This window comes from Leifsonia sp. Ger2509, from assembly GCF_055231915.1.
In genome coordinates this window covers 162,094-183,930 of the sequence record NZ_JBUYVB010000003.1, presented here as the reverse complement: position 1 = coordinate 183,930, position 21,837 = coordinate 162,094, and the positions used below count along the sequence as shown (strand labels likewise).

At 67.7% G+C, this 21,837-nt stretch carries 21 protein-coding genes and 2 tRNA genes; 12 read left to right on the top strand and 11 right to left on the bottom strand.

Annotated features, from left to right (window positions below; translation table 11 throughout):
- Positions 1–5 precede the first annotated feature (5 nt).
- From ACV7NN_RS01160 to ACV7NN_RS01150, 3 genes are all read right to left on the bottom strand, one after another.
- The gene (locus ACV7NN_RS01160) at positions 6–2,129 is read right to left on the bottom strand and encodes an acyltransferase family protein (protein WP_463347765.1); all 2,124 of its coding nucleotides are present in this window, start codon (positions 2,127–2,129) and stop codon (positions 6–8) included.
- A 50-nt stretch (positions 2,130–2,179) separates the two neighbouring features.
- Positions 2,180–2,255, bottom strand: a tRNA-Val gene (locus tag ACV7NN_RS01155).
- Positions 2,256–2,301: 46 nt separating this feature from the next.
- Complete coding sequence (locus ACV7NN_RS01150) at positions 2,302–2,775, bottom strand: peroxiredoxin (protein WP_463347764.1); 474 nt, start codon at positions 2,773–2,775, stop codon at positions 2,302–2,304.
- A gap of 214 nt (positions 2,776–2,989) precedes the next feature.
- Between ACV7NN_RS01150 and aceE the strand changes: the two genes are divergently transcribed.
- The 6 genes from aceE to ACV7NN_RS01120 all read left to right on the top strand — a co-directional run bounded on the left by aceE (position 2,990) and on the right by ACV7NN_RS01120 (position 10,724).
- Positions 2,990–5,716, top strand: coding sequence for a pyruvate dehydrogenase (acetyl-transferring), homodimeric type (gene aceE, locus ACV7NN_RS01145; protein WP_463347763.1), 2,727 nt, complete (start codon positions 2,990–2,992; stop codon positions 5,714–5,716).
- A gap of 17 nt (positions 5,717–5,733) precedes the next feature.
- Positions 5,734–6,924, top strand: a complete 1,191-nt coding sequence (locus ACV7NN_RS01140) for a PucR family transcriptional regulator (protein ID WP_463347762.1) — start codon at positions 5,734–5,736, stop codon at positions 6,922–6,924.
- Positions 6,925–7,142: 218 nt separating this feature from the next.
- Positions 7,143–8,063 (top strand): ACP S-malonyltransferase, encoded by a 921-nt coding sequence (locus tag ACV7NN_RS01135; RefSeq protein ID WP_463347761.1) that lies wholly within the window; start codon positions 7,143–7,145, stop codon positions 8,061–8,063.
- 19 nt (positions 8,064–8,082) lie between these two features.
- Complete coding sequence (locus ACV7NN_RS01130) at positions 8,083–9,087, top strand: beta-ketoacyl-ACP synthase III (RefSeq protein ID WP_463347760.1); 1,005 nt, start codon at positions 8,083–8,085, stop codon at positions 9,085–9,087.
- Between the two features lie 41 nt (positions 9,088–9,128).
- Positions 9,129–9,377, top strand: coding sequence for an acyl carrier protein (locus ACV7NN_RS01125; protein WP_163289840.1), 249 nt, complete (start codon positions 9,129–9,131; stop codon positions 9,375–9,377).
- A gap of 111 nt (positions 9,378–9,488) precedes the next feature.
- A complete protein-coding gene (locus ACV7NN_RS01120) occupies positions 9,489–10,724 on the top strand; it encodes a beta-ketoacyl-[acyl-carrier-protein] synthase family protein (protein WP_463347759.1) in 1,236 nt (411 codons plus the stop codon).
- A gap of 217 nt (positions 10,725–10,941) precedes the next feature.
- On the opposite strand, the gene ACV7NN_RS01115 is transcribed toward ACV7NN_RS01120, so the two are convergent.
- The gene (locus ACV7NN_RS01115; RefSeq protein WP_463347758.1) at positions 10,942–11,445 is read right to left on the bottom strand and encodes a DUF3145 domain-containing protein; all 504 of its coding nucleotides are present in this window, start codon (positions 11,443–11,445) and stop codon (positions 10,942–10,944) included.
- 197 nt (positions 11,446–11,642) lie between these two features.
- On the opposite strand from ACV7NN_RS01115, the gene ACV7NN_RS01110 reads away from it, so the two are divergent.
- The gene (locus ACV7NN_RS01110; protein WP_463347757.1) at positions 11,643–12,218 is read left to right on the top strand and encodes a PadR family transcriptional regulator; all 576 of its coding nucleotides are present in this window, start codon (positions 11,643–11,645) and stop codon (positions 12,216–12,218) included.
- Positions 12,219–12,225: 7 nt separating this feature from the next.
- On the opposite strand, the gene ACV7NN_RS01105 is transcribed toward ACV7NN_RS01110, so the two are convergent.
- Positions 12,226–13,074 (bottom strand): DUF1684 domain-containing protein, encoded by an 849-nt coding sequence (locus ACV7NN_RS01105; protein WP_463347756.1) that lies wholly within the window; start codon positions 13,072–13,074, stop codon positions 12,226–12,228.
- Between the two features lie 57 nt (positions 13,075–13,131).
- Positions 13,132–14,823 (bottom strand): bifunctional 3'-5' exonuclease/DNA polymerase, encoded by a 1,692-nt coding sequence (locus tag ACV7NN_RS01100; protein WP_463347755.1) that lies wholly within the window; start codon positions 14,821–14,823, stop codon positions 13,132–13,134.
- 112 nt (positions 14,824–14,935) lie between these two features.
- On the opposite strand from ACV7NN_RS01100, the gene ACV7NN_RS01095 reads away from it, so the two are divergent.
- The gene (locus ACV7NN_RS01095) at positions 14,936–15,289 is read left to right on the top strand and encodes a hypothetical protein (protein WP_463347754.1); all 354 of its coding nucleotides are present in this window, start codon (positions 14,936–14,938) and stop codon (positions 15,287–15,289) included.
- A gap of 21 nt (positions 15,290–15,310) precedes the next feature.
- Here ACV7NN_RS01095 and ACV7NN_RS01090 read toward each other — a convergent pair whose 3' ends face one another.
- The gene (locus ACV7NN_RS01090; protein ID WP_463347753.1) at positions 15,311–15,769 is read right to left on the bottom strand and encodes an NUDIX hydrolase; all 459 of its coding nucleotides are present in this window, start codon (positions 15,767–15,769) and stop codon (positions 15,311–15,313) included.
- A 90-nt stretch (positions 15,770–15,859) separates the two neighbouring features.
- On the opposite strand from ACV7NN_RS01090, the gene ACV7NN_RS01085 reads away from it, so the two are divergent.
- From ACV7NN_RS01085 to ACV7NN_RS01075, 3 genes are all read left to right on the top strand, one after another.
- Positions 15,860–16,570, top strand: a complete 711-nt coding sequence (locus ACV7NN_RS01085) for a potassium channel family protein (RefSeq protein WP_463347752.1) — start codon at positions 15,860–15,862, stop codon at positions 16,568–16,570.
- Positions 16,567–17,058, top strand: a complete 492-nt coding sequence (locus ACV7NN_RS01080; protein WP_463347751.1) for an NUDIX domain-containing protein — start codon at positions 16,567–16,569, stop codon at positions 17,056–17,058. Before ACV7NN_RS01085 ends, ACV7NN_RS01080 begins: the two co-directional genes overlap by 4 nt.
- Positions 17,059–17,164: 106 nt before the next feature.
- Entirely contained in the window at positions 17,165–17,830 is a 666-nt protein-coding gene (locus ACV7NN_RS01075) for a DUF4232 domain-containing protein (RefSeq protein ID WP_463347750.1), read from the top strand.
- 36 nt (positions 17,831–17,866) lie between these two features.
- On the opposite strand, the gene ACV7NN_RS01070 is transcribed toward ACV7NN_RS01075, so the two are convergent.
- On the bottom strand, positions 17,867–20,416 hold the full coding sequence (locus ACV7NN_RS01070) for a lysozyme (protein ID WP_463347749.1): 2,550 nt from the start codon (positions 20,414–20,416) through the stop codon (positions 17,867–17,869).
- Positions 20,417–20,574: 158 nt separating this feature from the next.
- Between ACV7NN_RS01070 and ACV7NN_RS01065 the strand changes: the two genes are divergently transcribed.
- Positions 20,575–20,826 carry a hypothetical protein gene (locus tag ACV7NN_RS01065; RefSeq protein WP_463347748.1) on the top strand — a complete coding sequence of 84 codons (252 nt, stop codon included), beginning with the start codon at positions 20,575–20,577 and terminating at the stop codon, positions 20,824–20,826.
- A gap of 7 nt (positions 20,827–20,833) precedes the next feature.
- On the opposite strand, the gene ACV7NN_RS01060 is transcribed toward ACV7NN_RS01065, so the two are convergent.
- The 3 genes from ACV7NN_RS01060 to ACV7NN_RS01050 form a co-directional block, all read right to left on the bottom strand.
- Complete coding sequence (locus ACV7NN_RS01060; RefSeq protein WP_463347747.1) at positions 20,834–21,268, bottom strand: hypothetical protein; 435 nt, start codon at positions 21,266–21,268, stop codon at positions 20,834–20,836.
- A gap of 119 nt (positions 21,269–21,387) precedes the next feature.
- Positions 21,388–21,588, bottom strand: coding sequence for a hypothetical protein (locus tag ACV7NN_RS01055; RefSeq protein WP_463347746.1), 201 nt, complete (start codon positions 21,586–21,588; stop codon positions 21,388–21,390).
- A 170-nt stretch (positions 21,589–21,758) separates the two neighbouring features.
- Positions 21,759–21,832 (bottom strand) — tRNA-Ile (locus ACV7NN_RS01050).
- Positions 21,833–21,837: the final 5 nt, after the last annotated feature.

The window sequence follows — 21,837 nt, the reverse complement described above, 5'->3', positions numbered from 1 at the left end:
GTCGGCTACAGCTGCGCGTCGATATACGGGACGAGTGCCCGCGCGTACTCGGCGCTCAGGTGCGAGATATCGCGGTAGACGAGCATCGAGCCGACCTGCGGGTAGCACCACGTCTCATCGCAGAACTGCTTGCGCAGGGTGATCTCGGTCACTCCGTGCGCAGCCATGCTGTGCGCCGCACGCGAGATGTACATGTTCGCTGGTATCGCCTGCGCGACGGGCACGGCACACTTCATCGGGTCCCCGGGATGCGCCGCGATGCAGGTCGGGACCGGGTCGCCGTTGGTTCGAGGGACGTCATCGAAGACGATCACCTTCTTGCCGGAGGCCTTCCAGCCCTTCCAGACGGCCGTGAAGCCCTCTGTGGCAGGGTCAGCCATCGTGTGACCCGGCAGCGACGTGAAGGTGTACGCCGACGAATACGAGGCTGTGAAGACCATCGAGATGGCCCGATCGGCGATCAGGCGGGAGTTGAGGCGCGCGACCCAGGCGTCGCACGACTGCTCGTTGGCATCCGTGGTCTCATTCGGAAGCACGCGGGTCGCGAACGTGACAGGACAGGAGGCCTTTGCGAACGTCTCCACGCGCCAGTGGTGTTCGCGGGCAAGTGCCTGCATGGCGGGGAACCAGGCCGCTGCGTGCGAATCACCGACGATCGCCACTGTGGCGACCGAGTTCCGCGACGTGGTGCCCAGACTGCACGAGGTGAGGTCGGATCCGGAGAAGTCCGCGAGGCACCCGCGGAATTCGGGTTGGGTGTTCTGCTTCGCCACGTCTGCCGGCGTCGGGTCTGCGGGCTTGGTTCCGACCACAGACGGGCACCGGTTGGACGGATTGAGAGCGCCCGGTCCGTAGCACGGCTGGGCTCGAGCCGCTGCGTCGAGAGGCACGCCGCCCGTGGGTACCAGCGCCAGACCGAGGCAGAGCGCGCCGACGGTCACCATGCCGCAGGCAGCGAACAGGTACGCCCGCCGCGTGGTCCTGATCAGGCGTCCCTTTCGAAGCGGGTCTTCGAGGAGCACCTTCGTCACCCACGCGAGACCGACCGACGCGAGGAGCACGACGACCTTGCTCAGCGTGCCCAGGTCGTGGCCGAGGATGAAGGGCACCACGACGATCGGAGGCCAGTGCCAGAGATACATCCCGTAGGACACATCGCCGACGAAGGAGGCCGGCCGAAGGCTCAGCAGCCGGCCTGGACCGAAGCGGCTGCCCGCCCGGCAGAAGGCGAGGAGCAGGGCGGTTCCGACGACGGGGAGGAGGGCGGTGTACCCGGGGAACGGGGTGCTCGAGTCGAACGTGAACAGCGCGAGGGCGATCATCCCCAGGCCGAGCCATGACAGCACGGCCGGGACGAGGCCGCCGAAGACGCGGTCGGAGAGGATGAGCGCGACGAGCGCGCCGATTGCGAACTCCCAGACGCGAGCCGGAGTCACGAAGTAGGCCGCTGCGGAATCCGTCGCCGTGATGAAGATGGAGTACGCGAGCGAGAAGGCAGCAACAACGCCCAGCCCGACCACCATCATCCTCGTCGGCGACCCGACACCGCCTGCGACACGGGGACGGGTAAACCGTCGTGCGATCCGGGGGGCGAACCAGAACAGCGCAAGAAGGATCAGCGGCCAGAAGACGTAGAACTGTTCCTCGACCGACAGGGACCAGTAGTGGGTCGCCACAGTGGAACCGGTGTGCATGGCCGAATAGTCGACGGCGTCACCTGCGAGAAGCCAGTTCTCCACGTAGAAGGCGCTGCCGGCGACATGGCGGGCGGTCGGTTCCCACAGTGTGGCCGGCACCCAGAGGTAGACAGCGATGAGGGAGACGGCGAGCACGAAGAGCGCCACCGGGAGGAGGCGACGGATGCGGCGGCCCCAGAAGCTCGCCAGACGGATGCGCCCGGTGGCGGTCAGTTCGCGCATGAGGTGGGAGCTGATCAGGTACCCGGAGATGACGAAGAAGATGTCGACCCCGATGTAGCCGCCCGTGAGCCTGGCGGGCCACAAGTGGTAGAGCACCACGGCGAGGACGGCGATCGCGCGCATGCCCTGGACCTCCGGGCGGAAGCGGTCCGCGGACAGTCTCCGGGGTCGCGGCACCGCCGTCACGGTCCCGTTATCGACTGCAGTCACGGTTGCACACGATAGCAGCGGCTCGCTGAGTGGAACGCTGTGAAACTCTGTGGTGGGCCCTACCGGGATCGAACCGATGACATCCACGGTGTAAACGTGGCGCTCTACCAGCTGAGCTAAAGGCCCTCATCGCCTGGGCGACGAGTCTATGATACCGGGCGCGAACCCTCCGTCAGCCGACGTGGGCCGGCAGCTCCTCGAGTGCAGCGCGATACGCATCCAGCGAACGTGCTTCGCCGGGCGCCGTGATGAAGCTGGCGCGGATGATGCCCGCCTCGTCGATGAGGAATGTCGCGCGGTTCGCGAAGCCCTTCTCCGGCAGGAAGACGCCGTACTCCTTGGCGACCTGGCCGTGCGGCCAGAAGTCGGCGAGGAGTGTGAAGTCGTACTTCTCCTGCTCTGCCCACACGCGCAGCGAGTATTTCGAGTCGACGGAGATGCCGACGAGCTCGACATCGTGGCTCGTGAACAGCGCCAGGTTGTCGCGCAGCTCGCAGAGCTCACCGGTGCAGGTGCCCGAGAACGCCAGCGGGAAGAAGACGAGAGCGACCGAACGCCTGCCGCGGTGGTCGCTCAGCCGGAAGGTCTCACCGAACTGGTTGACCAGCTCGAAGTCGGGTGCCTGGGTGTCGTTCTCCAGTGCCATGGTGCTCTCCTGTCGGTGCTCGTCCCGTGGGTTCGGGCCGGAGCCCTCGAACGCACGATCACACAGCTTAGACCTGTCCGCCGGGACAGCGAAGCGGGCGGTCCGCGGGAGCCTCGAAGAGTGGCTAGGCTGACAGATGGTGCCTCCTTCCTGTCGTAATCCGACAGCGATGCACCCCGCACACGATCTATCGGACACAAGAAAGAGGTCGAGAGTGACTGTCAACGACCAGGACCCGTACTCGGTGAATCACATCGATTCGGACCCGGAGGAGACCGCCGAATGGCAGGAATCCCTCGACGCACTGGTTGCAGCCCAGGGACATCAGCGCGCACGCGACGTGATCCTGAGCCTGCTCAAGCGCTCCAAAGAACTGCACCTGGGCGTGCCGATGGTCCCGACGACGGACTACATCAACACGATCTCTCCCGAGAACGAGCCCGAGTTCCCCGGCGACGAAGAGATCGAGCGCCGCTACCGCGCGTGGATCCGCTGGAACGCCGCCATTCTTGTGCACCGCGCGCAGCGCCCCGGTATCGCCGTCGGCGGCCACATCTCGACCTACGCGTCGAGCGCGGCACTGTACGAGGTCGGCTTCAACCACTTCTTCCGCGGGCACGACCACCCCGGTGGCGGGGACCAGATCTTCATCCAGGGCCACGCCTCCCCCGGTACCTATGCCCGCGCGTTCCTCGAGGGACGGCTCAGCGCAGACCAGCTCGACGGGTTCCGCCAGGAGAAGTCCCACGCGCCGAACGGCCTCTCGTCGTACCCGCACCCGCGCCTCATGCCGGAGTTCTGGCAGTTCCCGACGGTCTCGATGGGGCTCGGCCCGATCAACGCGATCTACCAGGCACAGCTCAACCGCTACCTGACGAACCGCGGCATCAAGGATGCGAGCGACCAGCACGTCTGGGCGTTCCTCGGCGACGGCGAGATGGACGAGGTCGAGAGCCGCGGCCAGCTCCAGGTCGCGGCCAACGAGGGCCTCGACAACCTGACCTTCGTCATCAACGCCAACCTGCAGCGGCTCGACGGTCCGGTGCGCGGCAACGGCAAGATCATCCAGGAGCTCGAGAGCTTCTTCCGCGGCGCCGGCTGGAACGTCATCAAGGTCGTCTGGGGTCGCGAATGGGATGAACTGCTCGCCCGCGACACGGACGGCGCGCTCCTGAACCTGATGAACGTCACGCCCGACGGCGACTACCAGACCTACAAAGCGGAGAACGGCGCATACGTGCGCGAGAACTTCTTCGGTCGCGACGAGCGCACGCGCAAGCTGGTCGAGGACTACACGGACGACCAGCTCTGGAACCTGAAGCGCGGCGGCCACGACTACCGCAAGGTCTATGCAGCGTTCAAGGCGGCCAGCGAGCACAAGGGCCAGCCCACGGTCATCATCGCGAAGACGGTCAAGGGCTACGGCCTCGGCCCGAGCTTCGAGGGGCGCAACGCGACCCACCAGATGAAGAAGATGACGCTCGACAACCTGAAGACCTTCCGCGACAGCATGCGTATCCCGATCACGGATGCGCAGCTCGAGGAGAACCCGTACCTGCCGCCGTACTACAACCCCGGCGAGCAGGACGAGGCCATCCAGTACCTGCACGAGCGGCGTCGCGCCCTCGGCGGCTACATCCCCGAGCGTCGGACCAACCACACGCACGTGTCGCTGCCCGACGACTCGGCGTACGCGATCGCCAAGAAGGGTTCCGGAACGCAGGAGATCGCCACCACGATGGCGTTCGTCCGCCTGCTCAAGGACCTGCTGCGCGCCAAGGACTTCGGCCACCGTATCGTGCCGATCATCCCCGACGAGGCCCGCACGTTCGGCATGGACGCGTTCTTCCCGAACGCGAAGATCTACAACCCGAACGGCCAGCACTACACCTCGGTCGACCGCGAACTGCTCCTCGCCTACAAGGAGAGCCCGCAGGGCCAGATCATCCACGTCGGCATCAACGAGGCCGGCGCGCTCGCGGCGTTCACCGCGGTCGGCACGTCGTATTCGACGCAGGGCGAGCCGCTCATCCCGGTCTACGTTTTCTACTCGATGTTCGGGTTCCAGCGCACCGGCGACGCGATGTGGGCTGCGGGCGACCAGATGGCGCGCGGCTTCATGATCGGCGCGACCGCCGGCCGCACCACGCTGACCGGTGAGGGCTTGCAGCACGCCGACGGCCACTCGCTGCTGCTCGCATCGACCAATCCCGCTGTCGTCGCCTACGACCCGGCATACGGTTACGAGATCGGCCACATCGTCCGCAGCGGCCTGGACCGGATGTACGGCGAGACCCATCCGGACCCGAACGTCATGTACTACCTGACGGTCTACAACGAGCCGCACGTGCAGCCCGCCGAGCCGGATGGTCTGGATGTCGACGGAGTGGTGCGCGGAATCTACCGGCTCCGCGAAGGCGATGTCGCCGGCCCCAAGGCCCAGCTGCTCGCGTCCGGCGTCTCGGTGCCGTGGGCGCTCGAGGCCCAGCATCTGCTCGCGCAGGACTGGGGTGTGTCCGCCGACGTGTGGTCCGTCACCTCATGGTCGGAGCTGCGTCGCGACGGTCTGGCCGCCGAGGAGCACAACTTCCTCTATCCGGACCAGGAACGCCACATCCCGTATGTGACGAGCAAGCTGTCGGGCGCGCACGGACCCTTCGTCGCCGTCTCCGACTTCATGCACGCCGTACCCGACCAGATCCGCCCGTTCGTGCCCGGCGAGTTCGCCACGCTCGGCGCCGACGACTTCGGCTTCTCCGACACGCGCGCAGCGGCACGTCGGTTCTTCAAGATCGACGGCCCGTCGCTCGTGGTTCGCACGCTCGAACTGCTCGCCTCCCGCGGACAGGTCGACCCGAGCGCGCCCATCCGGGCCATCGAGAAGTACCGACTGCACGATGTCAACGCCGGCACCACCGGAACCGCCGGCGGCGAGAGCTGACACCGGGCCGGGCACCAGTGCCTAAGACGAAGGAAGAGACGCTCACCTGGCTTCGCAAGATCTCCGGTGAGCTCGCGACAGCGACGCTGAAACGCCTCGAAGACACCCTGCCGTGGTACCGCGACATGCCCCCTGGGCGGCGGTCCGCGGTCGGGCTGGTCGCCCAGGCCGGTATTTCGTCGTTCATCTCGTGGTTCGACGATCCCCGGTCGACGCCGTGGATCGCGGCTGACGTGTTCGGTGCAGCGCCCCGCGAACTCCTGCGGTCCGTGAGCCTCCAGCAAACGCTGCAGCTCATCAAGGTCACCGTGGAGGTGGTCGAGGACCGCGTGAAGAACGGCGGCGAGGACCTGCGTGAGGCGATCCTCCTCTATTCGAGGGAGATCGCGTTCGGCGCGGCCGACGTCTACGCCCGCGCCGCAGAGGCGCGGGGTCTGTGGGATGCACGCCTGGAAGCCCTCGTGGTCGACTCGATCCTCACGGGCGAGTACGACGACGAGCTTCCGAGCCGTATCGCCGCCCTCGGTTGGCACGGCCACGGCGAGGTCAGCGTGCTCGTCGGCACGGCGCCCAAGATGCTGGATGTCGACCAGCTGCGGCGGACGGCGCGCCACATGTCGGCGGATGTCCTCATCGGCGTCCAGGGAAGCCGCCTGGTGCTCGTCATCGGCCGCGCCTGGCCCAGCAACTCGACGCCCGACGACGCCATCGGGGCCACGCCGCTCGTCAGTTTCATGGAGATCGCGACCCAGCTCGAGCCCGGCTTCGGTGCGGGACATCTGGTGCTCGGCCACGAAGTCCCGACGCTGGTGGATGCCTCGAAGAGCGCCAAGGCCGCCCTCGCCGGCTTCGCGGTGGCCAAGGCGTGGCGCAACTGCCCACGCCCGGTGCACGCGGATGACCTGCTGCCCGAGCGCGCACTGGCCGGAGACGGCCTCGCCCGCGCGACTCTCATCAACCGCATCTACCGCCCGCTGCAGTCGCACTCGACCGAGTTGCTGACGACGCTGTGGTGCTACCTCGACAACGGACGGTCGCTGGAGGCGACGGCGCGCGAACTCTTCGTTCACCCGAACACGGTGCGCTACCGGCTCAAACGGGTCTCCGAGGTGATCGGCTGGGATGCGACCGGGGCGCGCGAGGCGCTCATCCTGCAGGCGGCGCTCATCGTCGGCTCGATCGCCGAGCCCGACTCGCCGCGACGCTGACCGACGGCATCACTGGTTGGTCGTCGAGTTGGCAGTCGTTGCTGTTTCAATGCGGCTGCACCCGGCAACAACAGCCAACTCGTGGCCGGGGTGGCACAGGCGACTAGCATGGAGCGCGGCGCTGAAGCAGCCCTTTTGTCGACATCGACACAGGTTTCGGCGAATACTTCGTAGGCGTTCGACACAGCCGCACGGCGGCGGATTGGCAGACTAGTACGGTGATTGTGATCGTGTGCCCGGGCCAGGGCTCCCAGACTCCCGGATTCCTGACCCCGTGGATCGCAGAGTCCACCTTCCGCGACCAACTCACCGGCATCTCGGATGCGGTCGGGATCGACCTGGTCGCCCATGGCACCGTCAGCGACGCCGACACCATCCGCGACACGGCCGTCGCCCAGCCTCTCATCGTTGCCGCCGGCCTCCTGACACTCTCCGCGCTCCTCGCCGACGGACGGCGCGAGCGCGTCGGCGGCATCGCCGGGCACTCGGTCGGTGAGCTGACGGCTGCGGCCGGTGCCGGCATCCTGGGCGAGACGGATGCGGTCGCCTTCGTGCGTGAGCGGGGCGCCGCCATGGCGCGCGCAGCAGCCGAGACCCCTTCGGGCATGAGCGCCGTGATCGGCGCGGACGAGACCGAACTGCTGGAGCAACTCGACGCCCTCGGCCTCTACCCGGCGAACTTCAACGGCGGTGGCCAGATCGTCGTGGCCGGCGCCCTCGACGCGCTCGCGCAGCTCGGCGAGAACCCGCCCGCCCGCGCCCGGGTCATCCCGCTTCAGGTCGCCGGCGCCTTCCACACCCGCTACATGCAGCCCGCGGTCGACCACCTCACCGCATTCGCGGCGACGCTCACCGCTGCCGACCCCACGCTTCCGATCTGGACCAACCGCGACGGTTCGCGCGTCGAGTCCGGCCAGGCGTTCGTCGACCTTCTCGTCGGACAGGTCTCGTCACCGGTGCGCTGGGATCTGTGCATGGAATCGTTCGCATCCGCCGGCGTCACCGGCCTCATCGAGGTCGCACCGGCCGGTGCCCTCGTCGGGCTCGCCAAGCGCGGCCTGAAAGGCATTCCGGCGGTCGCCATCAAGACGCCCGACGACCTCCCCGCAGCATTCGAGCTGCTCGACCAGCAGGCCTGAGAAGGACGGAAGCACAACCATGAACCACCCGACCCTCCAGCAGTCCCACGGCCCGCAGTACACGCGCATCCTCAGCATCGGTGCGTCGCGCGGCGACCTCGTCGTGCCCAACGACGACCTCGTCGGCCCGATCAATTCCTCGGATGAGTGGATCCGCCAGCGCACCGGCATCGTCACGCGCACGCGCGCCAGCCATGACGTGGCGGCAGTCGACCTCGCCACCGAGGCCGCCAAGGAAGCGATCGCCAAGTCCGGCGTCGACCCGCAGCTGATCGACGCGGTGATCATCGCCACGATCAGCAACGCTCGGCAGACCCCATCGATGGCTGCGGTCGTCGCCGACCGCGTCGGCGCGAACCCTGCGGCGGCTTACGACATGAACGCCGCGTGTGCGGGCTATGCCTACGCGATCGCGCAGGCCGACGCCCTCATCCGCACCGGCGTCGCCCACTACGCCCTCGTCATCGGCGCAGAGAAGCTCTCCGACGTCGTCGAGCCCACCGACCGCACCATCTCGTTCCTGCTCGGCGACGGCGCAGGCGCTGTCGTCGTCGGCCCCAGCGAGTTCCCCGGCATCTCCAAGACGGTGTGGGGCTCCGACGGCTCGAAAGCCGACGCGGTCGGGATGAACGGCACGCTCACCGAGTTCCGCGACGGCGAGACCCCCTGGCCGACACTCCGCCAGGAAGGCCAGACGGTCTTCCGCTGGGCTGTCTGGGACATGGCCAAAGTCGCCAAGCAGGCGCTGGATGCTGCCGGAGTCGCCCCGGACCAGCTCGCCGCGTTCATTCCCCATCAGGCGAACATGCGGATCATCGACGAGTTCGCCAAGCAGCTCAAGCTTCCAGAGACCGTCGTCATCGCCCGCGACATCGAGACGACCGGGAACACCTCCGCGGCATCGATCCCCCTCGCAACCCACCGGCTGCTCGAAGAGCACCCCGAGCTCAGTGGCGGACTCGCCCTGCAGATCGGATTCGGCGCAGGCCTCGTGTTCGGCGCGCAAGTCGTCGTGCTGCCCTAAACTTGTCAACGGTCAAACGACACCCCTCAAGGAGAAAAACAATGGCATTGTCCACCGAAGAAGTTCTTGCCGGCCTGGCCGAACTCATCAACGACGAGACCGGCATTGCAACCGACACGGTTGAGCTGGACAAGTCGTTCACCGACGACCTCGACATCGACTCCATCTCGATGATGACCATCGTCGTCAACGCCGAGGACAAGTTCGATGTGAAGATCCCGGACGAAGAGGTCAAGAACCTCAAGACCGTCGGCGACGCCGTCGAGTTCATCGTCAAGGCGCAGGACTAGAACCACACGTACGGGCGGCCGACCCGACATCTGTCCGGGTCGGCCCTCGTCCGTTGCCGTCTGCGAGCCAGTCGCACACGGTTTTGCATGTGAATACGGAGAGTTGCCGTTATGACCAAGAAGATCGTCGTCACGGGCGTGGGCGCAGCGTCGCCGCTCGGTGGCACTGCCGCTGAATCGTGGAGGGCTCTGCTCGCCGGCGAGTCCGGCGCTTCGACGCTCGAGCACGACTGGGTCGAGCAGACCCAGCTGCCCGTGACGTTCGCAGCCCAGGCCAAGGTCGCGGCTGCCGATGTGCTCGAACGCCACGAGATCAAGCGACTCGACCCGTCCAGCCAGTTCGCCCTTATAGCGGGCCGCGAGGCGTGGGCGGATGCGGGAGCCCCGGATGTGGAACCCGAGCGTCTCGCCATCGACTGGGCGACCGGCATCGGAGGGGTCTGGACCCTTCTCGACGCGTGGGACACCCTGCGCGAGCGCGGGCCTCGCCGCGTGCTCCCCATGACGGTGCCCATGCTCATGCCGAACGGTCCTGGGGCCGCGATCGGGATGGACCTGCACGCGCGCGCCGGCATCCGCACCGTCGTCTCGGCGTGCGCGTCGAGCACGGAGTCGATCGCCAACGCTTACGACCACCTGCAGCAGGGCCTCGCCGATGTCGTCATCGCCGGTGGCTCGGAAGCTGCCATCCACCCCCTGCCGATCGCGTCGTTCGCGGCCATGCAGGCGCTTTCCAAGCGCAACGACTCCCCCGAGACCGCCTCGCGCCCGTACGACGTCTCGCGCGACGGCTTCGTGCTCGGCGAAGGCGCTGCCGCCCTCGTCCTCGAGACCGAGGAGCACGCCAAGGCCCGCGGGGCGAAGATCTACGCGGAGCTCGTCGGCGGCGCCGTCACCAGTGACGCCTACCACATCACGGCTCCGGACCCCGAGGGGTCGGCTGCGGCTCGTGCCATGATCGCGGCCATCAAGAACTCGGGTGCGACGCTCTCCGACGTGAGCCACATCAACGCCCACGCGACGAGCACGCCGGTCGGCGATATCGCTGAGTACAACGCACTGCTGCGCGTGTTCGGCGAAGCCCTGCACGGCATCCCCGTGTCGGCGACGAAGGCTTCCACCGGTCACCTCCTGGGTGGCGCGGGGGCGATCGAGGCCTTTTTCACCGTCATGGCGCTGCACGAGCGCGTGGCTCCACCGACGATCAACCTCGTCGAGCAGGACCCCGACATCCCCCTCGATGTCGTGACGTCCCCGCGTCCGCTCGGCGACGGCGACCTGCTCGCGATCAGCAACTCGTTCGGCTTCGGCGGCCACAACGCCGTCGTCGCGTTCCGTTCCGTCTGAGCTGCGTCTCGTGGCTGCGCCGCCGCTCCTGCGGCGCAGCGTGGCTGCGCTTCGGCCGCCCGCGAGCGCCCCTCGCTTCGCAATCCCGAGTGTTACCCACCGCGAGCACTTCATGAAGAATCCCCGACCGGGTGTCCAGTCGGGGATTCTTCGTTCACCACCCCCGGGCGGCAGCGCGTGTGCCTGATCCTGCCCGCTGGTGGGAGCTGTTGTGGCGTCAGCCCACTTTGTGCAGCCAGACGACAGGCGTCACATCGCTGGCGTGCCGGAACGGTTCGAGTTCGTCGTCCCAGGCCTGGCCGAGCGCCAGCCGGAGCTCGCGGTGCAGTTCACGCGCGTCGCTGCCGGCGACTTCCATCGCGTACCGCACCCGGTCTTCCGGGATGACGGTATTCCCGGCCGTGTCGGTCTGAGCGAAGAAGATGCCGAGGTCGGGCGTGTGCATCCAGCGCGCGCCGTCGAAGCCCGGGCCCGGGTCTTCCGTCACCTCGTAGCGCAGATGCTCCCAGCCGCGCAGAGCGGATGCGATGGCGGCCCCTGTGCCCTGCGGACCCTCCCAGTAGAACTCGGTTCGGTGGGCGCCCTTCAGGACGGGCTGCGCCTCCCACGTGAAGTTGACGGCACGACCCATTGCGCGACCTGCCGCCCATTCGATGTGCGGGCAGAGCGCGCCAGGAGAGGAGTGCACGAAAAGCACTCCCCGAGCTGTTGGTGCTGCCATGGTGTCCTCCGTTCGGTTTGGTACGTCTTCCCCAACGACCAGTGAACGGATGCCTGTAGCACCTGTGTGAAATTGTCCCGCCGAAGCGGCCTGGTTGAATTATGCCGTACAAGCGCGTGGAGTTACAAGATTGTGATTCGGCGGTTCGGACCGGCACACGTAATAGCATGCTCGGTAGAGATAAAGGAGGCCGCTCGATGTCTGTGCAGAACGCTTTTCTCGCGCTGCTCACCCTCGGGCCGGCGTACGGCTCGCAATTGCAGTCCGAGTTCCTCTCCCGGGCCGCGCACCGCCGGCAACTGAACGCCGGCCAGGTGTATTCGACACTCGACCGGCTGACCGACCAGGGCCTTGTGGAATCCGCGGGCGCGACCGATGACGGTCTTCCCCTCTACGCCCTGACGGACGATGGGCGCGAGCAGGCTCTCACCTGGCTGACCCGCGGCCCCGTCGACACCCGCCCGGACTGGGATGAGATGCAGGACCAGGTGCTGGTCGCCGCCTCCCTCGTCGACGCGGATGCGCTCCAGGTCATCGCCGACTACCGGGGTTCGTTCTCGGAGAAGATCCGCGAGCTCGACCACGATGCCGACACGCGCGCGGTCCTCGCAGCGAACCGGGCCGCGTGCCTCGGCGCACGGGCCGCGATCGAGTGGCTCGACGAGGTCGCGCGCGCACTTACCGACGACCCGGCGATCCTGTACCAGGAACGCAGCACGGAGCGGCCCCGGCGCGGACGGCCTCCGGTCGCGGAGACCGCACCGGAGGGCTGAGCCGCGCTCAGTGCAGCAGCTCTCCTGCCTTGTTCAGCACGTTCTTCTCGCCGGCCTCGATCTTCACGGCGAAACGGTTCTGCTTCGGCGGGAGCGGGCAGTTGAAGTTGTAGCTGAAGGCGCAGGGCGGCAGAACCGCAAGGTTGAAGTCGAGCGTGACCGTGCCATCCGGATGCGGTGCGAGGAAGAGGAAGCGCCCCACCGAGTAGGTCGAGTCCCCGTTCGTCGCGTCGGAGAACACCAGCTGCAGGGCGCGACCGGCCTTGAAGGCGGCGAGACTGTATTCGACCCCGTCCTTCTCGAAACGGATCTCACCGGGGATGACCATGTCGCGAGTCTTGCCGTCGTCTTTCAGGTGCTCGAAGCCGACTGTCATCCCGCCCTCGACGGGCGTGAAGCTCGCCTGGATCACCCAGTCCGGGTTGTAGTCGAACGCGTCGATCGATCCGAACTCCTGGATGGCCTCGGAGTTCGCATCCCACACGCGCAGAGCGTATTCGCCTTCCTCACTCGCGATCACGAAACCGGTCACGGTCTCACTGAAGACGATCTCGCTCGGGCTGGCGTCGTCTTTGCCGCGGACAACGACATCGCCGTCCACGAGTTGACCGTCGACCACGATGCCGTCCGCCGCTCCCGCGGTGAGCCGCAGCCCGGACTGCCCCGCAGGCAGCGGCGCCCACAGGCCGGGAACGCCCCACACGCTCTGTGCGGGCGCCTCAGGGTCTCCGGTGATCCACTGCGTGTTCACGAGCGCCAGGTTGCCCTTGGGCGCTGTCACGGCCTGCTCGCGACGGCTGTGGTAGGTGGCGAGCACGTCACGGGGGTCTGCAGGTGCGGTTGCGGTCTCAGTCATGGTGTCCATCCTCTTTCACGTCTCCTGCGCCAACCACATTCGACACAGGTTTATTGCCTACTTCGCTTCCGCGTAGGTCTCTACCACTGCGGCGGTCACCGGGAACTCCACCGGGAACGCCCCGAAGAGCAGTCGTCCGGCCTCGCGGGCAGCCTCCGCGACCGTCGTGGCCACGATCTCCGCGACGTCGTCGGGCGCGTGCACGATCACCTCGTCGTGGAGAAAGTAGACGAGGTGCGGGCCGTCCTCGAGCCGCGCTCCCGGCGGCGTCATCGCAATGAGCCTCTTGCGCAGTTCCGCCATCCAGCACAGTGCCCACTCGGCCGCGCTGGCCTGGACCACGAAGTTGCGCGTGAAGCGGCCCCAGTCGCGCGCCTGGCTCCGTGCGCGGCGCTCATCGGCATCCGTCGAGTCGGGTGCGGATGCGCTCCCCTGCGTCTGGAGCCACGCCGCCCCCGGGCGCGGTGAGCTCCGGCCGAGCCTGGAGGTGACCACGTCGCCGCGTTCGCCGGCCCGCGCCGCATCCTCGACGAGGCGGATCGCCCGCGGGAACGCCCGGGCGAGACGCGGCATGAGGCGCCCGCTCTCCCCTGTGGTCGACCCGTACATCGCGCCGAGCATCGCGACCTTTGCGTGCGCGCGTTCGTCGACCGCACCGGACGCCACGATCCCCTCGTAGAGGTCTTTGCCCCGGCCGGCCTCGGCCATCGCCGTGTCGCCGGACATTCCGGTCAGGATTCGCGGCTCGAGCTGGGCTGCATCAGCGACGACCAGCTTCCAGCCGGGATCTGCGACGACCGCTCCCCGAACCTGACGAGGGAGCTGGAGCGCGCCGCCTCCCCGTGTCGCCCAGCGCCCCGTGACGACCCCGCCGGGTATGTAGTCGGGATGGAACCGACCGTCGCGGATCCAGCTGTCCATCCAGGTCCAGCCGTTGGCGCTCACCAGTCGCGAGAGCTTCTTGTATTCGAGGAGGGCGCCCATCGCCGGATGGTCGATCTTCTTGAGTTCCCAGGAGCGCGTCGACGTGACGACGAGGCCCGCACGGCGGAGGGCCCGGAGCAGGTCGGCCTGGCTGTCCGGGTTGAGCGACGGTGCGTCGAGGGCATCTCGCACGCGTCCCGCCAATGCCTCGAGCTTCGCCGGGCGGGTGCCGGCCAGGGGCCGGGCGCCGAGGAGTTCGGACAACAGCGCATCGTGCTTGTCGGTGCGCCACGGCAGCCCGGCGAACTGCATCTCGGCCGCGATGAGCGCGCCGGCGGACTCGGCCGCGAGCAGCAGGCGGAGCCGGCCGGGTTCCGGGCTGGTGCTGACCGCATCCTGCTGCAGGCGGAACTCCGCCAGCGTGGATGCCCGGTCCGCGTCTGCGGCCGGCTCGGCGAGGTCGGCGTCGAGGTCGAACAGTGCGGCCGACGCCTCCGGTGCCTCGTCGAGCACAGGGAGCGCATCCCACACGCTCGGGGGCGCGAGCGCCAAGGCCGACCGCGCGCTCAGGGTCGACAGGCGCAGGATGCGGTGGCTGAGCGCCAGGTCCACGCACCGGTCGATGCGCACGCCATCCGCCAGCAGCCCCGGGTACCACGCTCGTGTGTCGTTCCACACCCATCGCGGGCGCTGCGCCTCAGCGGCGGCCACGAAGCGGCTCAGCCCGCTTGCCTCGATCTCATGGGTGCCGACCTCGGTGCCGTCATCGTCCAGCTCGATGGCGACGGTGCGCTCGGCGGGGAGGCGGGTGAGGACGATGTGCACTGATCCATTGTGCGGCCTGCCGCGGACATCCCGTTGCGCACATCCGTTGCGGCGAACGACAAAAGTGAGGATAATTCACTTCAATTCGGACCACTCGCGGGAGGCGACGACGATGACAGTGTACCTGTACGACAGCAAGGGCGCTTTCGTAGGATTTCGCACCGATTACGACGGGCGCTACCTGTTCGATCCCGACGGCGAATGGATCGGATGGTTCGCCTGGTCGAACGACGACGTCGCCACTCGCGATGGCACCTACCTCGGAACGGTCGTGGAGAACCGCCTGCTCTGGCGACTCGAACCGACGTATCACGTCGACCCCGGTTATCCCGGCGCTCCGAACTTCCCGGGCCATGCGAGCTACCCGGGCAATGCCGGCTACTTCGGAAGCGTCCCCGGGTTCATCGACGTGCCGCGCCAGCTGCTGACGCCGCGGAACGCGTACGGCACGCCCCTCGCTTCCTGAGGCCGATGGGCGCCCGGGTCCTCAGTCCGACAGGCTGGCGATGCGGGCACGTAGCTCCGGCCACGATGCGCCGAAGCCGGGATGCAGCGGCAGCTCCGTCACCTCGCCGACCGGGACCCACCGCAGTTCGATGCTCTCGACATCCACGATGTGGGGCTCGAAGCGCGCGGTCGCCGCGACGACGACCGTCGTGTACGACCAGAATCCGAGATCGAACACGCTCGTGAAGAGCACCTGCAGGACGCCGGGCGGAACATCCGCCTCCTCCGCCGCTTCGCGCAGCGCGCCTTCGACGGCGGACTCGCCCTCGTGCCTCGCACCTCCGGGAAGACCCCAGGTTCCACCGTGATGACTCCATTCGGCGCGGTGCTGCAGGAGGACGCCACGGTAGCGGTCGAGCACCAGCAGGCCGGCTGCGCCGAAACGCCCCCAATACCGCTCGCCGTTCGGGCCTTCCACCCATGCATCGCCCGAATTCACTCTTCCTACGTTAGTCGTCCGGATTCCGGTCGGCGCGGCGGCCGACCAACCGCGTAACGCTTCAGTCGGCGAGTGATCTAGAGTTCCGCCATGACCCAAGCACGCTGGCAGCAATTGACCGAGTGGCCACTCGCGATCGTGGCCGCGATCTTCCTCGCGACATACGCGTGGGAGGTGATAGCGGACCTCCAGGGCCCCGAAGCCATGGTGGCCGAGGTGATCATCTGGACGACGTGGGGCGTCTTCCTCCTCGACTACGTCGTGAACCTCTCATTGGCGCGCGAACGCTGGCGATGGTTCTACACCCATCTGTTCGACCTCGCCATCGTCGTCCTGCCGATGCTGCGTCCGCTGCGCCTGCTTCGACTGGTGACCATCCTCGCGGTGCTGCAGAAGACCGCCGGCAGCGCCTTCCGGGGACGAGTCGCCATCTACGTCGCGGGCGCCGCCAGCCTCCTCGTGTTCACAGCCGCCCTGGCCGTGCTCGACAGCGAGCGGCACGCGCCCGGCGCGACCATCACCACCTTCGGCAACGCTCTGTGGTGGGCGTTCGTGACCATCACCACGGTCGGCTACGGCGACTTCGCCCCGATCACCGAGACAGGTCGCCTCATCGCCGTCGGGCTCATGGTGGGCGGGATCGCCATGCTCGGTGTCGTGACCGCCACACTCGCCTCGTGGATCGTCGAGCGCGTCGTTCTGACCGAGGACCACGCCCGCACGGCGACGCGCGGTCAGATCAGGGAGCTCTCCGCCCAGATCGAACAGCTGCACGAGCTCCTCGAGAAGCGCTCGGCATGAGCCGGAAGGCATCCGTTCGCAGTGCTGGCATCCTGCTCTACCGCCGACGGCCGGGAGAGGACATCGAGGTGTGGATCGCGCACATGGGTGGGCCGTACTGGGCGAACAAGGACGACCGGGCGTGGTCGATTCCGAAAGGGCTCGTCGATGACGGCGACGAGGGTGACGAGCTGCGCACTGCCAGGCGCGAGTTCCTCGAAGAGATCGGTTCGCCGGCCCCGGAGACGACGTACGAGAAGCTGGGCGAGTTCCGCCAGTCATCCGGGAAGACCGTCATCGCATTCATCGCAGAGACCGACTTCTCCCCCGCGACCGTCGTCAGCAACACCTTCCTGCTCGAGTGGCCTCCTCGCTCAGGGCGCCAGCAGGAGTTCCCCGAGATCGACGACGCGCGTTGGTTCCCCCTCGAGATCGCCCGCGACAAGGTCGTCGCGGGCCAGGTCGCCGTGCTCGACGCCCTGGCCGAGGCGGTCGGGACCAGAGGGTGAACCGCGACATCGCGGGCCGCTTCGTGCGTTGCACTGCGGTTGGGCACCATACTGACAGAGGAGCGGGGTGGGCTCATCCCGTGTCAGGCGACGGAACGGCGGGATGATGGCTGAGTTCGATTCGACCGGCGGCGGCCCGGGAAGCAAGAAGCCCGCGACCCGTGGGCGCACGATCGCCATCGTCATCCTGAGCGTGGCCGTGGCGGCTCTCATCGGAATCATCATCTGGCTCGTGGCCACCGCTAACGCATCGCCGACGCCGACACCGAGTCCGACCCCCTCGGGGACACCGACGCCGAGCCCGACGCCGAGCCCGACGCCGACGCCGACGCCGACCACGACGAGCGGCACCGCCACCTGTGCGCTCTCCGTTCTGACGATCTCGCTCGGCGAGACCCAGGGGGCTGCGGGAAGCCGCTACGTGCCGATCATCTTCACGAACAAGGGCAGCGTCGCCTGCACACTCAACGGGTATCCAGCGGTGTCCTTCGTCGGGAAAGGCAACGGGACCCAGATCGGCCCCTCCGCAAACCATGACACGACGACCTCGCCCACGCTGCAGACGCTCCAGCCCGGGCAGGCCGCGACCGCCCTGCTGCGCGTCGCAGTCGCCCAGAACTTCTCCGGCTGCACCGTCGTGACCCCGGACGGCTTCCGTGTCGCGCCGCCCGAGTCGCCGACGTCGGCTTTCGTCCCGATGACGACGCTCCAGGCGTGCGACAACTCGGACATCCAGCTGCTGACGGTGCAGCCGATCGTCCCGTCGACCTGACCGTCGCCGCGGGTCCGGCCGAGGGCGGGCCGGCGATCAGATCTTCGCGCCGGTAGGGATCAGGTTCGCGAATTTCTGCGTGACGTTGAGGTAGCCGCCCTTTCCAGAGGCGAGCTGCTGGTAGCGGGCGAGGCTGCTGATCGGCCGCTTCTTTCCTGCTTCGAGATAGTAGATCGAACCGTTGGGCGTCCGCATGAACGCTGTCGCCGACGTGCCCTTGTGGAGCAGCGCACAGGTGAACGTGTCGAGCGGAACGAACGCGATCGGGTACTCCGGCAGGAGGGATGCGCTGATCGCGTGGACGGAGCCGCCCGCGCTGAAATACGACTGCGACCCGCAGGTGATTCCGAAGACGAGCCGCGTCGGCGCCGTCGGGTAGGCGTCGAGGCGCATCTGGGTCGTGTACGTAAGCTTCGTGATGCCGGCCTGGTACGGGTAGATCAGGTCGCTGAACGCGACCTTGTTCGTCACGCCGTTGACGAGGTAGACGGTCGCGTTCTGCGGTGTCCGGACGAGGGCGCCGGCCGTGAGGGCGACGGGCCCGAACTTCAGGGAGGCGACCACCGCCTGCGGAATGGTCAGGATGGTCGGTGTCTTGCCGCCGGACAGGGCGACGAGCGAATCCCACGCTCCGACCGGGAGCACCTCGGTCGGCATCGTGAGGTAGACCGTCGCGCCGGTTGCGGACTTGATCGCCGTACCGGGCGCGATGGCCCCCTTCGCCGTATACGAATCCACGAACGCCTGCGAGACGGTCGCGGGCGTGAAGGATGCTCCCCCGACACCGTGCGCCCACGTGTAGGCGCCGCCGGTGCCGAGCACCGAGACCGTCGAGCTCCCTGACGGCTGCATCGCGCCCACGAAGGGCTTGGCCGACGACGTGATGTTTGCCAGGCTCCCGGCCTGCAAAGTACCAGCCTTGCGTGACGCGCTACCGGACAGGGCAACGGCCCCCGCGTCGACGGCGTACTTGCGACCGCCCGCCAGCAGGTAGTACGACGCCGTTCCGGTCCGCGCGACATAGACGCTGTCGCGCACGATCGGCGCACCGAACGGCAAGTAGGTCACGGAGTCGTTCGACAGGGTGTTGGCCGGGGACGCCGGAACACCCGACGCGGTGAGCGACGCGGAGTCGAGGATCTCGTGGCGTTTGCCCCCACTGATCGAGTAACGTCCCGCCGATTTCGTGTTGATGACGGGCCCGACGGCCGCACCGGTCACGTACGCGGCGATCTGCCCATCCGACACCTGTGCGTAGCCGCTCGGGCCGCAACTGCCGCCGTAGTCCACGACCTGCGCGCACGAGCCGAACGGCAGTTTGAGCCCGGAGTCGACGAAATAGATCGTGCCGCCCGGCGCGCGGAGGATGCGAGTGACGATCTGCTGAGTCGCCAACGTGTCGAGGAATCCCTGGGAGACGTAGGCGACCTTTCCCAGCGGAGCGAGCGCTGCGAGGATCGCCGCACTCGGAATGGGGTACTTGTTCGCCCCGGAGATCAGGTAGACCGTCGAATTCGCCACGGTTCGCACGATGCTCGAACCGAGGGCATACGCGGAGAGCGCCGTGCCGCTGCCGTTGAAGACGTCCTGGTCCCCGGGGAAGGTGCCGGCATCCGCGTACTGCCAGAGGGTGTAGCTGCCCCAACCGGCCGGAAGCGTGCCGGCGCCCTCGGAGATGCTGTTCGGGTACCGCGCGATGAAGAGCGGGTCCGCAGCGAACTGGTTGCTGTTGCCCGTGCAGGATGTCCACCAGTTCGTCGTCGAATAGATCGCCGCCCAGCGCCCGATCCTGTTGTGGATCGTGTTGATGAAGTCGTGGATCCACGCCACCATCGCCGCCTGGCTCAGGCCGTAGCAGGTGGCCCCGTACGGGTTGTACTCGATGTCGAGCAGTGGCGGCATCGTGCGGCCGTCATTGGTTCCGGCACCGCCATGCGCCATGAACCAGTTCGCCTGGGCGGCCCCCGACGACGTGTTCGGCGTGGCGAAATGGTACGCCCCGTGGGCGAGGCCCGCTGCGAACGAATCGTTGTACTGCTCGGCGAACTGACTGCTCGTGTAATCGGTGGCCTCGGTCGCCTTCGCATACACGAAACGGGCGCCGTTGGCGCGGATGGTGGCCCAGTTGGATGCGTTGAGAACCTGCCAGCCGCTCACGTCGAGGCCGGGAACCCCCGGCGGCGTGCCTGCGGCTGCAGCAGTCGCCAGGGGTTCGGCCATCCTGGTCGACACCTTGGGGGCCGGGACCCCTTCGAACTCCTGGACCGTCGAACCCATGCTGTGGTTGCCGGCCGCGTTCATCGTCGTCAGCGACGGGTCCGGGGTGACCGGATCGGGCTGCAGGCTCGTTGCGGCCGGGCTCGGAGTCGCGGGTGCGGATGGTGCAGGCGAGGGAGCGGGTGCAGGTGACGGGCTCGGTGCAGGGGCCGGAGCGGTGGTCGCGGTCACGGCCGGTGCCGGCGTGACCGACGCCGTCGGTGTCGACTCCGCCGACGCGCTCGCGGGCTGCGTCACGCCGGTGGCGACCCCCGCTATCACGGCGAGCACCGCCATCCCGGTCACAGCGGTACGCAGGAGTGGACGCATCGGATTGCCCTTCAGAACCAGTGTTGTCGGCGGCCGGAATCGGCCATCTTGTCAATGCTGGTGAGCCTTCGGGCGACTCGTCGCACTCCCCACGGTAATACGGCATCCGGGATGCGGCCACCTTTCGCCCGTTGCGGAGTGTCGAATATGGTTAGCCCGTGAGCACCGAAGAGCAGTGGACGACGACCTTTGACGGTAGGGACTACTTCTGCGAAGTGAGCGAGGCGGAGACCTGGTCGATCGTTCGCAATACGCCGTACGGCACCGAGAGCGTCGGCCAGATCATCAAAGAGGACGGCGGCTACGTCGCCTACCCCCAGGACCTGCCGACCGGCGGCGCGCCCCTCGGATTCGGGCCGTTCCCGTCGTTCGCCGACGCTGCGACGGAGCTCGTGAGCGGCACGCCCTGAGCCGGCCCTACAGGCCGACGTGGTGACCGAAGGCGCTGCCGAGGACCAGCCAGACAATGAGGCTGACGAACGGGGCGGATGCGCCCACCACGATCGCCGCGACGCCGAATGCGCGACCGCGATTCTTCGCCGTCGCCACGATTCCCTGGACGACGGCCCACGTGCCGAAGACCGTACCGACGAAGGCCTGGAAACCGAACGCCGTGGCGTTCGGCACGGCGCGGAAGCCGGCTGACGTCGCGGTGCCGTAGGTATACACCGTCGTGCCGAAGAGCCCGACGAGCAGCGACATCAGGATCGAGAAGGCGCACACCGCAATCGCCATGATCATCGCCCTACGGCCCAGTTTCGTGCGCACGCGCTCGTCCTCCGCCGGGGCGGGCGCACGGACCGGGGGCGGTGCGAACGGGTCGTTGAGATCGGGTGCCGTCAGGTCGGGCATAGCGCTCTTTCTGTCAGGCGGGTCGAGTGTCGCCTGAGTCTAGGGCCCCGCGGTCGAGCGCCCCCGCATCCGACGCCGGACACGCTCACGCCTCATCTCGCGCTTGCTGCGACGGGCGGTTACGCGCCCAGGAGGACGAGGACGTGATACACGACGTATGCAGGCCACACGATCGCCTCGAGCAGACCGAGGACGACGCCCCAGAAGGAACCGTCGGACGCCGAGACGAAGTAGACAGCGGCGCCGATGTAGGCCAGGAGGAATACGAACCCCCACGGACCATCGCGCACGATCACCCGCGCCCGGCCGTTCGATGCCATCGGATCACCCCTTCGAGGCCGCGACGGCCCGTGGCATGAAGGCTAGTCCTCAGCCGACCCAGGCGCCACAACCCGGAGCGTTCAGCCGTATGGCTGCCACATCGGGAGTATCCCGTCAGGGCGAGCTGGACGGTCCATCCCGAACTGGTGGGGACGAGCCGACGGGACAGTAGGGCGGACGGGACTTGAACCCGTGACCGGCGGATTATGAGTCCGATGCTCTAACCAGCTGAGCTACCGCCCCTGGGA

Coding starts and splice junctions, on each gene's coding strand:
- ACV7NN_RS01150 (WP_463347764.1), bottom strand. CDS start 2,775: ATGGCACTGGAGAACGACACCCAGGCACCCGACTTCGAGCTGGTCAAC.
- ACV7NN_RS01130 (WP_463347760.1), top strand. CDS start 8,083: ATGAACCACCCGACCCTCCAGCAGTCCCACGGCCCGCAGTACACGCGC.
- ACV7NN_RS01125 (WP_163289840.1), top strand. CDS start 9,129: ATGGCATTGTCCACCGAAGAAGTTCTTGCCGGCCTGGCCGAACTCATC.
- ACV7NN_RS01120 (WP_463347759.1), top strand. CDS start 9,489: ATGACCAAGAAGATCGTCGTCACGGGCGTGGGCGCAGCGTCGCCGCTC.
- ACV7NN_RS01115 (WP_463347758.1), bottom strand. CDS start 11,445: ATGGCAGCACCAACAGCTCGGGGAGTGCTTTTCGTGCACTCCTCTCCT.
- ACV7NN_RS01110 (WP_463347757.1), top strand. CDS start 11,643: ATGTCTGTGCAGAACGCTTTTCTCGCGCTGCTCACCCTCGGGCCGGCG.
- ACV7NN_RS01105 (WP_463347756.1), bottom strand. CDS start 13,074: ATGACTGAGACCGCAACCGCACCTGCAGACCCCCGTGACGTGCTCGCC.
- ACV7NN_RS01095 (WP_463347754.1), top strand. CDS start 14,936: ATGACAGTGTACCTGTACGACAGCAAGGGCGCTTTCGTAGGATTTCGC.
- ACV7NN_RS01085 (WP_463347752.1), top strand. CDS start 15,860: ATGACCCAAGCACGCTGGCAGCAATTGACCGAGTGGCCACTCGCGATC.
- ACV7NN_RS01080 (WP_463347751.1), top strand. CDS start 16,567: ATGAGCCGGAAGGCATCCGTTCGCAGTGCTGGCATCCTGCTCTACCGC.
- ACV7NN_RS01075 (WP_463347750.1), top strand. CDS start 17,165: ATGGCTGAGTTCGATTCGACCGGCGGCGGCCCGGGAAGCAAGAAGCCC.
- ACV7NN_RS01070 (WP_463347749.1), bottom strand. CDS start 20,416: ATGCGTCCACTCCTGCGTACCGCTGTGACCGGGATGGCGGTGCTCGCC.
- ACV7NN_RS01060 (WP_463347747.1), bottom strand. CDS start 21,268: ATGCCCGACCTGACGGCACCCGATCTCAACGACCCGTTCGCACCGCCC.
- ACV7NN_RS01055 (WP_463347746.1), bottom strand. CDS start 21,588: ATGGCATCGAACGGCCGGGCGCGGGTGATCGTGCGCGATGGTCCGTGG.